Genomic DNA, 11,602 nt, shown 5'->3' on the forward strand with positions numbered 1-11,602 from the left:
GTCACTGTCCTTCCCGGTCGGATACGACCGATGCGTATCGATTCCCGCCCTGTGAACCGCCCACCGCGGCATGACCTCCGGTGGACCCGAAGCCCCCCTCGGCCCGTGCCGAGCCGGGAAGCTCCGCCACCTCGTGGAAGCGCACCTTCTCGACCTGCTGGACGACCAGTTGAGCAATCCGGTCGAACCGCTCGAACCGCACCGTCCCGCGCGGATCGAGATTGACCACGATCACCTTGATCTCCCCACGGTACCCGGCATCCACCGTCCCCGGGGCATTCACCAAGGCCACTCCGCAGCGGGCGGCCAGCCCGGATCGCGGGTGCACGAAGGCGGCGTACCCGTCGGGCAGCGCGAGGGAAACCCCGGTGGGCAGCACAGCGCGTTCGCCCGGAGCGAGATCGGCGGGCTCGGTGGTCACCAGATCGACGCCGGCGTCGCCCGGGTGCGCGTACGAGGGGAGCGGCACCTCCGGGTCGGTCCGGCGGATCAGCACGTCGACGGGGTTGCGGCTCATGGGTTCACCTCGAAGGCGCGGGCGCGCCTGACCTGGTCGGGATCGGCTATCGCCGCCCGGATCTCCTCCGGGCGGCCGTTGTCGATGAAGTGGTCGACCTTGACCTCGACGAAGAGGGCGTCGGCGCGCAGCGCGACGGGTCCCCCGGGGCCGCCGAGCCGGCCGGTGGCGGAGCAGAAGATCTTCCGGCCGCTGACGGCGGTGACCTCGGCCGCGAGGAAGAGCACCGTGCCGACGGGTACGGGGCGGACGAAGTCCGTCTCCAGCTTGCCGGTGACGGCGACCACGCGCAGCAGCCAGTGCAGTGCGCCGAGCGACTCGTCGAGCGCGGTGGCGAGCACCCCGCCGTGCGCGAGGCCGGGGGCGCCCTGGTGGGCGGGCCGTACGGTGAACTCGGCCGTGATCGTGACGCCCTCGCCGGCCCTGGCCCGCAGACGCAGACCGTGGGGCTGCTCGTCGCCGCAGCCGAAGCAGTGCGCGTAGTGCGAACCGAGGAGCTCCCCCGGGGCCGGGGCGTCCGGGTGCCGTACCGGCGCCGTCGCGCCGGCCGGAGGCGTCAGGGCCGGGGACCGGGCGGCGGAGCGGGGGCGGTTTCCCCCGGAGGGCACAGTACTCACAGCCGCAGACCTTACCCGCGCGGCTACCCGCCGGTCGCACCGTGCCAAGCTTGGCTCCATGGAGCATTCAGCCGCGCCTTACGACGAACGTCTCACCGCACCCGGTTCCTGGTGGGTGATCACCGCGCTCGTCGCTCTGTCGGGCGGTCTCATCGTGCTGCCGCTGGGCACGGTGCCGATGCTGGGGGCGGTGGTCGTGGCGGGGCTGCTGGCGGCTCTGGCGGTCAGTTCGTACGGCTCCGCGCGCGTGCGTGTGGTGGCCGGCTCGCTGGTCGTGGGCGATGCCCGGATCCCGGTGGCGGCCCTCGGCGAGGCGGAGGTGCTGGCCGGTGAGGAGGCGCGCGCCTGGCGCATGCACAAGGCCGATCCGCGCGCCTTCATGCTGCTGCGCAGCTACATCCCGACGGCGCTGCGGGTGGAGGTCACGGACCCGGCCGACCCGACACCGTACGTCTATGTGTCGACCCGGAGGCCGAGGGCGCTGGCGGCGGCGCTGGACGCCGTACGCAAGGGTGAGGGCGAATCGCGGGACACGGCCCACACGTCTTAGGAGAGACCTAGGGCCTGATCCAAACGACAGGACCTAGCGGCCGAGCTCCCTGGGGAGCTCGGGAGGCAGCACCTTGGGCTGCTCAAGAGGCGGCAGCGCGGGCAGGGCGTCCCAGGAGACCTGGCGGGCGCGCAGGTCCTTGCGGATGCGCTCGGCGACCTTCTGGGTGTCACGCCGGTTCATCATCGCGCCGACGGCCGCTCCGATCATGAACGGCACCAGGTTCGGCAGGCTGCGGATCGTGCGCTTCATGATCTGCTGGCGCAGTTCGCGCCGCATCCGGCCGGAGAGTGCCGAGTTGAGCGTCGCGGGTTTCGTTATGTCGACGCCGCGCTCCTCGGTCCACGCGGTCAGATACGCGGTGCTGCGCTGCTTGAGGTTGCCGGGCGGACGCAGGCCGTAGACCTCGTGCAGCTCGGCGATGAGTTTGAGTTCGATCGCGGCGACGGCCGTGATCTCCGCGGCCAGTTCGGCCGGCATCGCGGGCGGTACGGGCATCATCGCGGCCGCGCCGATCCCGGCGCCGACCGTGGAGCTGCTGTTCGCCGCGCCCGCGACGAGTTTGTCGGCGAGCTCTTCGGGCCCGAGGCCCGGGAACTGCCTGCGGAGCGTGGCCAGATCACGGACGGGAACGCGCGGGGCGTTGTCGATGATCCGGTCGGCGAGATGCGCGAGCCCGGCCCTGGCGCTCGCGCCGCCTTTCTGGATGCCCCGTCTTACCTTGCCCAGGCGGCGGACCCCGGTCACGGGCCCTTCGTGGTCGCCCCGGGCGGCTGCGAGCGAGGCCTGGAGGCCTCGCCCGTCGTCGCCGGATACGCCGGGCTGGGGCAGGAGAGCGGAGTGCTCGGCAGGGGGCCTGGTGCCTTCTGCCGGGCCCGAGCCGCTCCGGTACGCCTCCGGTGCGTCCGCGCGCCGGAAACGCCGTTTCCTGGACGGTGTGTCACCTGCCACGACCGACCGCTCCTCAGTCGCAGTCGCGGCAGATCGGCTGACCGTTCTTCTCCCGGGACAGCTGGCTGCGGTGGTGGACGAGGAAGCAGCTCATGCAGGTGAACTCGTCGGCCTGCCTGGGCAGTACACGAACCGACAGCTCCTCGTTGGAGAGGTCGGCCCCGGGCAGTTCCAGTCCCTCGGCCTGCTCGAACTCGTCCACGTCGACCGCGGACGTCGACTTGTCGTTCCGACGGGCCTTCAGTTCCTCAAGGCTGTCGGAATCGACGTCGTCATCGGTCTTGCGTGGGGTGTCGTAATCCGTTGCCATGTCGCTTCTCCCCCTCTGGGTTTCATCGGTGTCTCAGCGCACGTAACGCATGAGAGGCCGGACTTGTGCCCGACCTGAGGCGGAGATTTTGCCTCACATCAAGGTCTGTTACTCAATCGACACCCAACCGGACTCTTCCCGAGTGATCGGCGTTGGGTGCGAACCGGACCGTACACGGTCCGAATGTCGTACTTCACGGGCGCCACCCCGTGTACTTCCCGTGATCCCGACCCCTGGAAACCCGGATTTTCCCGGCTTTCCGTCAGGGGCTTGATCACAGAGAGTGCGAGGCTTGAATTCGCCCCTGTGATCGATCACACACGGCCCAACCGGGAACGCTTCCCGAAAATTCCGCGCAAAGCGAACTTCGCTCCGATCAGGAGCGAAAGTTCAGACCGGCAGAGTGACACGCATCACGAGCCCGCCTCCCTCGCGGGGCTCCGCGATGATACGGCCCCCGTGGGCCCGCGCGACCGAGCGGGCGATCGACAGGCCGAGACCCACGCCCTTGTCGCTGCCCGTCCGCTCCGTACGGAGGCGCCGGAACGGCTCGAAGATGTTGTCGATCTCGTACGCGGGAACGACCGGTCCCGTGTTCGACACCAGCAGCACCGCCTGACCGTGCTCCACCGTCGTCGTGACCTCCACCCAGCCCGCCTCCCTCACGTTGTAGCGAACGGCGTTCTGTACGAGGTTGAGCGCGATCCGCTCCAGCAGGACGCCGTTGCCCTGGACGACCGCCGGTGACCGCTCGCCGCGGATCTCGACGCCCTTCGCCTCGGCCTCGGCGCGCGTCTGGTCGACCGCGCGGGTGGCGACCTCGGCGAGATCGACGGGCTTGCGCTCGATGAGCTGGTTGTCGCTGCGGGCGAGCAGCAGCAGGCCCTCCACCAGCTGCTCGCTGCGTTCGTTGGTGGCCAGCAGCGTCCTGCCGAGCTGCTGGAGCTCCACGGGCGCCGCCGGGTCGGAGAGCTGGACCTCCAGCAGCGTGCGGTTGATCGCCAGGGGCGTACGCAGCTCGTGGGAGGCGTTCGCGACGAAGCGCTGCTGCGCGGTGAAGGCCCGCTCCAGGCGCTCCAGCATCTCGTCGAAGGTGTCGGCCAGCTCCTTCAGCTCATCGTCCGGGCCGTCGAGCTCGATCCTGCGGGCCAGGTCGCTGCCGACCACGCGGCGGGCGGTGCGGGTGATCCGGCCAAGAGGCGACAGGACCCGGCCGGCCATCGCGTAACCGAACGCGAAGGCGATGATGGAGAGCCCCGTCAGGGCGAACAGCGAGCGGGTGAGCAGGTCGTCGAGAGCCTGCTGGCGCTGCGCTGCCATGCACGCCTTGAGTGAGTTGTTCAGCTGGTCGTTGTCGACCGCCTGGTTGAGACTGGGGCAGGTGGGGCTCGTCAGCTGGACATTGACGCCGGTCACCTTCAGGGTCAGCTCGCTGCCCTCGTTGATGGCCTGCGCCGCCAGCAGATAGATGATCGAGAGCAGCAGGATCCCGGCGATCAGGAACATCCCGCCGTACAGCAGCGTCAGACGTATCCGGATCGTCGGACGGACCCAGGGCAGCTGGTCCTGCCGCCTCGGGTCCCAGGTCGGCTTCGGGGGCACCGTGGGCGGCGCCGGGGTGGTTGCCACGGGCATCAGATCCGGTAACCGGAGCCGGGCACGGTGACGATCACGGGCGGCTCGCCGAGCTTGCGGCGCAGCGTCATGACCGTGACGCGCACGACATTGGTGAACGGGTCGGTGTTCTCGTCCCAGGCCTTCTCCAGCAGCTGCTCGGCGGAGACCACGGCGCCCTCGCTGCGCATCAGCACTTCGAGGACGGCGAACTCCTTCGGCGCGAGCTGGATCTCCTTGCCGTCCCGGAAGACCTCGCGGCGGTTCGGGTCGAGCTTGATCCCCGACCGCTCCAGGACGGGCGGCAGCGGGACGGTCGTACGGCGGCCGAGCGCCCGTACGCGGGCCGTCAGCTCGGTGAAGGCGAAGGGCTTGGGAAGGTAGTCGTCGGCGCCCAGCTCAAGGCCCTCGACCCGGTCGCTGACGTCGCCGGACGCCGTGAGCATGAGCACCCGCGTGGGCATGCCCAGCTCGACGATCTTGCGGCAGACGTCGTCGCCGTGGATCAGGGGGAGGTCGCGGTCGAGCACGACGACGTCGTAGTCGTTGACACCGATCCGCTCCAGGGCCGCGGCGCCGTCGTACACGACGTCGACGGCCATGGCCTCCCGGCGCAGCCCGGTGGCCACCGCATCGGCGAGCAGCTGCTCGTCCTCGACGACGAGTACGCGCACGTCGCTGTCCTTCCTCAAGGGCCCACCGCCGGAGAACCGGGGAACCGGGCAGGTCGTAGCACTGGCTGTGCGGGCCCATCCTGCCCGCTACGTGCATAAACCGGCGGTAAGACAATGCCGACCGCCCGGCATACGGAAGGAATACGCAAGATTCTTGAATGTGGGGAGGTTTCTGGTGGAGTCGCCCTGGGGATGACGAGTGCACACCCGAGATCACGCCCTTCACGTGGCATGCCACTACCCGCTCTGTCCCCCAGAGGGAGTGGTGCGTGATCGACCGCCGTCGGCACTTCCAGGTGCCACTTGACCACGACGCCGGCACACCCCCGTGCCATCGACCCACGCCGAGGGGGCGCAATGGACGCATTCACCGCAGGTCTTCTGCAGCGCATAAGGGCCACCGAATCCGATCTCACACGGGCTCGTGAGACGGGCGACGACTTCCTCGCGGAGGTCGAGCAGGAAGAGCTTGAGGACCTGCACCGCCTCGCCGCGGAGCACGGCGTTCAGTTCGGCGCCGCGAACGTGTGACCCGTACGGGAAGGACCCCGGCGCCATGGGACGGTGCCGGGGTCCTTTCCTGTCCGGGGCCGGCGGGACGGTCTGCCGGGGCCGCGGCGGGCGGTCAGTCGTGCCAGGCGCCGTACTCCTCCAGCAGCGCCTGGAGCGGTTCGAAGACGCCGGGGACGGCCGCCACCGTGAGGTCGCCGTCGGCCGGGGCGCCGGGACGGCCGCCGGTGAGCGCGCCCGCCTCGCGTGCGACGAGGTCGCCGGCCGCGAGGTCCCAGGGGTGCAGCCCGCGCTCGTAGTAGCCGTCGAGCCGGCCGGCGGCGACGTCGCAGAGGTCGACGGCCGCGGAGCCGCCGCGCCGGATGTCGCGCAGCTGGGGGATCAGCCGGGTCGCGACGGCCGCCTGGTGGGTGCGGACGGCGGTGACGTAGTTGAAGCCCGTCGAGACCAGCGCCTGGTCGAGCGGCGGTGCCGGACGGCAGGCCACCGGACGGTCGTTGAGGAACGCGCCGCCGCCGAGCACGGCCCGGAAGGTCTCGCGGCGCATCGGGGCCTCGACGACGCCGACGAGGGTCTCGCCGTCGCGTTCGGCGGCGATGGAGACGGCCCAGGTCGGCAGTCCGTACAGGTAGTTGACCGTGCCGTCGAGGGGGTCGATCACCCAGCGGATGCCGCTGCTGCCGGGCGAACTCGCGCCCTCCTCACCGAGGAACCCGTCGTCGGGCCGCCTCTCGGCCAGGAAGCCGGTGATCAGCTTCTCGGCGGCGATGTCCATCTCGGTGACCACGTCGATCGGGCTGGACTTCGTCGCGGCCACGCCCAGGTCGGCGGGGCGGCCGTCGCGCAGGAGCGCCCCGGCCCGGCGAGCGGCCTCCAGGGCGAGGGAGAGCAGTTCTTGGCTGAGGGGGTCGGTCACGGGCAGGTCACTCCTCGGGAGGGCACCGGGCGATGCGACGGGCGTCGGGTGGGAGGGCGTCAGGCGTACGGGCTGTCGGCGCCCGCGGCGGCCGGGCGGGGCGTCCTCGCGGGACAGCAGCCGACCGGGCACACGTCGTGGCTCGGACCGAGCGCCCCGAGCGCGCACCGCTCCGCCGCGAGCCCCCGCTCGGTCGCCGCGCGCTCCAGGAGCAGATCGCGTACGGCGCCGACGAACCGCTCGTCGGCCCCCACCGTGGCCGAACGCCGGACGGGCAGGCCCAGTTCGGCCGCCTTGGCCGTGGCCTCGGTGTCGAGGTCGTACAGCACCTCCATGTGGTCCGAGACGAACCCGATGGGCACCATGACGACCGCCGTGGCCCCCTCGGCGTGCACGGCCTCCAGGTGGTCGCAGATGTCGGGCTCCAGCCACGGGATGTGCGGCGCCCCGCTGCGCGACTGGTAGACGAGCTGCCAGGGGTGCTCGACGCCGGTCTCCTCGCGCACCGTGTCGGCGATCAGCCGCGCCACGTCGAGATGCTGGGCGACGTACGCGCCGCCGTCGCCGTGGTCGTCGAGGGGGCCCGAGGTGTCGGCGGCGGCCACCGGGACGGAGTGGGTCGTGAAGGCGATACGCGCCCCCGCGCGGACGTCCTCGGGCAGGTCGGCGAGGGACGCGAGCACGCTCTCTGCCATGGGCCGTACGAAGCCGGGGTGGTTGAAGTAGTGCCGCAGCTTGTCGACGCGGGGCGGCTCCAGGCCCTCATCGACGAGCGTCGCGAGCGCGTCGGCGAGGTTCTCGCGGTACTGGCGGCAGCCGGAGTACGAGGCGTAGGCGCTGGTGGCGAGGACGGCGACACGGCGTCTGCCGTCCCTGGTCATCTCCCGCAGGGTGTCCGTCAGATAGGGCGCCCAGTTGCGGTTGCCCCAGTAGACGGGCAGGTCCAGACCGTGCTCGGCGAAGTCCTTGCGCAGAGCCTGGAGCAGGGCGCGGTTGTGTCCCTTGATCGGGCTGACGCCGCCGAACAGGAAGTAGTGCCGACCGACTTCTTTGAGCCGTTCCTTCGGGATGCCCCGGCCCCGCGTCACGTTCTCCAGGAACGGGACCACGTCGTCCGGACCCTCCGGGCCGCCGAAGGACAGCAGGAGAAGGGCGTCGTAGGGGGAAGTCGCACGCTGTTCGGGCATGCCTCGATCCTGCCATCCGCCACTGACGGCCCGTGAACCGCGGCACGCTCACGGGCCGCCGGACCGTAAGCTGTCTGCGCCTGTTCATTCCTTACCGCCAGTGCCCCGCGGCCGTACCGCCGTCACTCGCGACAGCGCCCACCGGAGCGACACGTGGCCAGGGCCTGTCTCTTGGATCAGGCCGGATCAGGGAGCGGGGTCTGGTGCCGTGGATCGCAAGGCGGAGGAGAGAGGCATGGCGGAGCCATGACGACTGACGACAACGCGGCGAGGCGCGGCACCAGGGACCGCGAGCCCGGCAAGATCCAAGAGACAGGCCCTAGTCCTTATCGCGCGATATTCGCCGCGCCCGGAACCCGGAGCTTCAGCGCCGCCGGTCTGGTCGGCCGGATGCCTCTGTCCATGATGGGCATCGGCATCGTGACGATGATCTCCCAGCTCACCGGGCGTTACGGGCTGGCGGGTGCGCTCGCGGCGACGCTGGCGATGTCCGCCGCCGGGATCGGTCCGCAGATCTCCCGGCTCGTGGACAGGCACGGCCAGCGGCGGGTGCTGCGTCCCGCCGCGCTGACCGCCGTGACGGCCGTCACCGGACTGCTCGTGTGCGCCCAGCGGTCGGCCCCGGAGTGGACGCTCTTCGTCTTCGCGGCGGGCGCGGGCTGTGTGCCGAGCGTGGGGTCGATGGTCCGGGCGCGGTGGGCGGAGCTCTACCGGGGGTCACCGCGCGAGCTGCACGCCGCGTACTCCTGGGAGTCGATCGTCGACGAGCTGTGCTTCATCTTCGGTCCGATCATCGCGATCGGTCTGTCCACGGCCTGGTTCCCCCAGGCGGGGCCGATGCTGGCCGCGCTCTTCCTGGTGGCCGGTGTCTTCTGGCTGACGGCGCAGCGGGCCACCGAGCCCGTGCCGCACCCGCGTGAGCACCACACCGGGGGCACCGCGCTGCGCTCCCCCGGTCTGCGGGTCCTGGTGGTGACGTTCGTGGCGACGGGCGCGATCTTCGGCGCCGTCGACGTGGTGACCGTCGCGTTCGCGGAGGAGCGGGGCGCCAAGACGGCGGCGAGCCTGGTGCTCGCGGTGTACGCGCTCGGTTCCTGCCTCGCCGGCGTCGTCTTCGGGCTGCTGGCTCCGCGCGGCAGCGCGTCCAAGAGGTGGCTGGTGGGAGTCTGTGCGATGGCCGTGAGTATGATCCCCCTCCAACTGGCCGGGAATCTGCCGATCCTGGCCGTGGCACTCTTCGTCGCCGGCCTCTCGGTCGCACCCACGATGGTGACGACCATGGCCCTCGTCGAAACGCACGTACCTCGTACCAAGCTCACCGAGGGCATGACCTGGGTCAGTACCGGTCTCGCCGTCGGGGTGGCGCTCGGTTCCTCCGCCGGGGGATGGGTCGTCGACGCCTCCGGGGCGCGGACGGGGTTCGCTGTGCCCGTCGTGGCGGGAGTGGCCGCGGCCCTGGTCGCGCTGATGGGCCACCGCCGGCTGCGGGAGCGGCCAACGGATCGGGAGGGGCACGGGGCTGATGACCAACACCGGTACGGGCGGGGCGACGACGAGGTTCCCGGCGCACACCTGGCGTAACTGGGCGGGGAACGTGAGCGCGCGTCCCTCCCGCGTGTTCTCCCCCGCCTCTGTGGAAGAGCTGGCCGACGCGGTCCGTACGGCCGCCGCGGACGGGCTCCGGGTCAAGGCGGTCGGCACGGGCCATTCGTTCTCCTCGGCGGCGGCCACCGACGGTCTGCAGGTACGGCCCGAACTGCTCACCGGCATACGTGAGATCGACCGGGGGGCCGGCACCGTCACCGTGGCGGCGGGCACCCCGCTGAGGCGGCTGAACGAGGCCCTGGCCAGGGAGGGCCTGTCGCTCACGAACATGGGCGACATCATGGATCAGACCGTCGCCGGCGCGACGTCCACGGGCACGCACGGCACCGGGCGCGACTCGGCCTCGATCGCCGCGCAGATCCGGGCCCTGGAACTCGTCACGGCCGACGGCTCGGTCCTCACCTGCTCCCCGGTGGAGAATTCGGAGATCTTCGCCGCCGCCCGGGTCGGACTGGGCGCGCTCGGGATCGTCACGGCGATCACCTTCGGCGTGGAGCCGGTCTTCCTGCTGACCGCGCGGGAGGAGCCGATGTCCTTCGACCGGGTGACGGCGGACTTCGACGGGCTCGTCGCCGAGAACGAGCACTTCGAGTTCTACTGGTTCCCGCACACCGGCAACTGCAACACCAAGCGCAACAACCGCAGCGCGGGCCCGGCGGCCCCGGCCGGCGCGGTCAGCGGCTGGATCGAGGACGAACTCCTCTCCAACGGGCTGTTCCAGGTGGCCTGTTCGGTCGGGCGCGCGGTGCCCGGGGTCATCCCCTCGATCGCCAGAATCTCCAGCCGCGCCCTCTCGGCCCGTACGTACACGGACATTCCTTACAAGGTCTTCACGACCCCGCGCCGGGTGCGCTTCGTGGAGATGGAGTACGCCCTGCCGCGCGAGGTGGCGGTGGACGCGCTGCGCGAGGTCAAGGCCATGATCGAGCGTTCGCCACTTCGGGTGAGTTTCCCGGTCGAGGTGCGGACCGCGCCCGCCGACGACATCCCGCTGTCGACCGCGTCCGGCCGGGAGACGGCATACATCGCGGTGCATCTGTACCGGGGCACGCCCTACCGCTCGTACTTCACTGCGGTGGAGCGGATCATGACCGCGCACGGCGGCCGGCCGCACTGGGGCAAGGTGCACACGCGGGACGCGGCGTATCTGGCCGGGGTCTATCCGCGCTTCGAGGAGTTCACGGCCGTACGCGACCGGCTGGACCCGGAGCGGCTGTTCGGCAATCCGTATCTGCGGCGGGTCATCGGCGGGTAGCGCCGTCCGGTCTCAGCCGGACGGAACCGGCGCCGGCGCGGTGGCGGGCGGGGGCGGGACGGGGTCGCCCCCGGGGTCGCCGGATCCGGTGTCCGGCTGGGAGGTTCCGGGCGACGGGGTGGTCGAAGGGCCGCCGGGCTCCTGGGTGTTGGGGGTGTTTTGGCTCTGCTCGTCGCCTGGTGCGGAGGGGGTCGGGGCCGGGGGCGGGGTGCCGCCGGGGTCGGTGCCCGGGGCCGTGTCCGGGTCCGTACCGTCGTCGGAGGGGGCCGTTCCGCCGTCCTTCGGCTCGGCCGGCCCGTCGGGTGAGGAGTCCCGGCCGGTGTCCCCGCCGCGTACGACGGAGCTGAAGGTCGTTCCCTTGCCGCCGCTCAGGTCCTGGCCGGCGGCCAACTCGTAGCCGGTGATGGCGACCATCGCGACGGCGAAGACGACGACGGCCGCGACGGCGGGCCGCTTCCAGCCCCGTACGCGCGTGCCGTACGTGGTGGCTCCCCCGTACGTGGTGGCTCCCCCGAACTCGCCCCGCGCGGGCGGCGACTCGGTGTCGTACACCTGGCGCGCCTTCGGCTTCACCTGGACCGAGACCTCGCGTATCTGGTCACCGGTGCGCCGGAACAGATGCTGGAAGAGCGGGCCGCCGCTGGTCGCGATCACGCTGACCACACCGGCGCCGATGATCGTGCCGTACACCCCGAGCTTCGAGGCGAACACGGCCGCCGCGACGGCGGCGAGCGCACTGCCCGCGACCTGCGGCACGCTCAGTTCGAGCCGTGGCGACGCGGTCCCCTCGCCGGTCCGGGTGCCCGGCTTCTGACTCTCATCCATCTCCGACCTCTGCTCGACCATCTGTGCCACCGTGCACCAAGAAGGAGCTTTTGAGCGAATCCGATGGTTCC

General features: G+C 71.2%; 13 protein-coding genes. 4 read left to right on the top strand and 9 right to left on the bottom strand.

From position 1 onward, the window contains the following. Position 1: 1 nt before the first annotated feature. Both dut and OIE74_RS08965 read right to left on the bottom strand, forming a co-directional pair. Complete coding sequence (gene dut / locus OIE74_RS08960) at positions 2–517, bottom strand: dUTP diphosphatase (protein ID WP_329380500.1); 516 nt, start codon at positions 515–517, stop codon at positions 2–4. Further along, positions 514–1,134: a PaaI family thioesterase gene (locus tag OIE74_RS08965; protein WP_329380502.1), complete on the bottom strand. Its 621-nt coding sequence runs from the start codon at positions 1,132–1,134 to the stop codon at positions 514–516. The genes dut and OIE74_RS08965 overlap by 4 nt, the downstream gene beginning before the upstream one ends. 58 nt (positions 1,135–1,192) lie before the next feature. Here OIE74_RS08965 and OIE74_RS08970 point away from each other — a divergent pair, with 58 nt between their 5' ends. After that, positions 1,193–1,684: a DUF3093 domain-containing protein gene (locus OIE74_RS08970; RefSeq protein WP_329380505.1), complete on the top strand. Its 492-nt coding sequence runs from the start codon at positions 1,193–1,195 to the stop codon at positions 1,682–1,684. Between the two features lie 33 nt (positions 1,685–1,717). Here the strand turns inward: OIE74_RS08970 and OIE74_RS08975 are convergent, their stop codons facing one another. The 4 genes from OIE74_RS08975 to OIE74_RS08990 all read right to left on the bottom strand — a co-directional run bounded on the left by OIE74_RS08975 (position 1,718) and on the right by OIE74_RS08990 (position 5,233). Next, positions 1,718–2,635, bottom strand: coding sequence for a hypothetical protein (locus OIE74_RS08975; protein WP_329380508.1), 918 nt, complete (start codon positions 2,633–2,635; stop codon positions 1,718–1,720). Between the two features lie 13 nt (positions 2,636–2,648). Further along, positions 2,649–2,945: a DUF4193 domain-containing protein gene (locus tag OIE74_RS08980; protein WP_023538148.1), complete on the bottom strand. Its 297-nt coding sequence runs from the start codon at positions 2,943–2,945 to the stop codon at positions 2,649–2,651. A gap of 390 nt (positions 2,946–3,335) precedes the next feature. After that, positions 3,336–4,574, bottom strand: coding sequence for a sensor histidine kinase (locus OIE74_RS08985; RefSeq protein WP_329380511.1), 1,239 nt, complete (start codon positions 4,572–4,574; stop codon positions 3,336–3,338). A gap of 5 nt (positions 4,575–4,579) precedes the next feature. Continuing rightward, complete coding sequence (locus OIE74_RS08990) at positions 4,580–5,233, bottom strand: response regulator transcription factor (protein WP_023538150.1); 654 nt, start codon at positions 5,231–5,233, stop codon at positions 4,580–4,582. A 357-nt stretch (positions 5,234–5,590) separates the two neighbouring features. On the opposite strand from OIE74_RS08990, the gene OIE74_RS08995 reads away from it, so the two are divergent. After that, positions 5,591–5,764, top strand: a complete 174-nt coding sequence (locus OIE74_RS08995) for a hypothetical protein (protein WP_187280419.1) — start codon at positions 5,591–5,593, stop codon at positions 5,762–5,764. A gap of 94 nt (positions 5,765–5,858) precedes the next feature. Here the strand turns inward: OIE74_RS08995 and OIE74_RS09000 are convergent, their stop codons facing one another. Continuing rightward, positions 5,859–6,659 carry an inositol monophosphatase family protein gene (locus OIE74_RS09000; protein ID WP_329380515.1) on the bottom strand — a complete coding sequence of 267 codons (801 nt, stop codon included), beginning with the start codon at positions 6,657–6,659 and terminating at the stop codon, positions 5,859–5,861. Positions 6,660–6,718: 59 nt separating this feature from the next. Then, a complete protein-coding gene (locus OIE74_RS09005) occupies positions 6,719–7,846 on the bottom strand; it encodes a ferrochelatase (protein WP_329380519.1) in 1,128 nt (375 codons plus the stop codon). A 246-nt stretch (positions 7,847–8,092) separates the two neighbouring features. Here OIE74_RS09005 and OIE74_RS09010 point away from each other — a divergent pair, with 246 nt between their 5' ends. Together OIE74_RS09010 and OIE74_RS09015 are read left to right on the top strand one after the other, a co-directional pair. After that, on the top strand, positions 8,093–9,427 hold the full coding sequence (locus OIE74_RS09010; protein ID WP_329380522.1) for an MFS transporter: 1,335 nt from the start codon (positions 8,093–8,095) through the stop codon (positions 9,425–9,427). After that, the gene (locus OIE74_RS09015) at positions 9,369–10,706 is read left to right on the top strand and encodes a D-arabinono-1,4-lactone oxidase (RefSeq protein ID WP_329380524.1); all 1,338 of its coding nucleotides are present in this window, start codon (positions 9,369–9,371) and stop codon (positions 10,704–10,706) included. Before OIE74_RS09010 ends, OIE74_RS09015 begins: the two co-directional genes overlap by 59 nt. 12 nt (positions 10,707–10,718) lie before the next feature. Here the strand turns inward: OIE74_RS09015 and OIE74_RS09020 are convergent, their stop codons facing one another. Beyond that, complete coding sequence (locus OIE74_RS09020; protein ID WP_329380526.1) at positions 10,719–11,552, bottom strand: hypothetical protein; 834 nt, start codon at positions 11,550–11,552, stop codon at positions 10,719–10,721. Positions 11,553–11,602 lie beyond the last annotated feature (50 nt).

Source organism: Streptomyces sp. NBC_01716, from assembly GCF_036248275.1.
Taxonomy (GTDB): domain Bacteria; phylum Actinomycetota; class Actinomycetes; order Streptomycetales; family Streptomycetaceae; genus Streptomyces.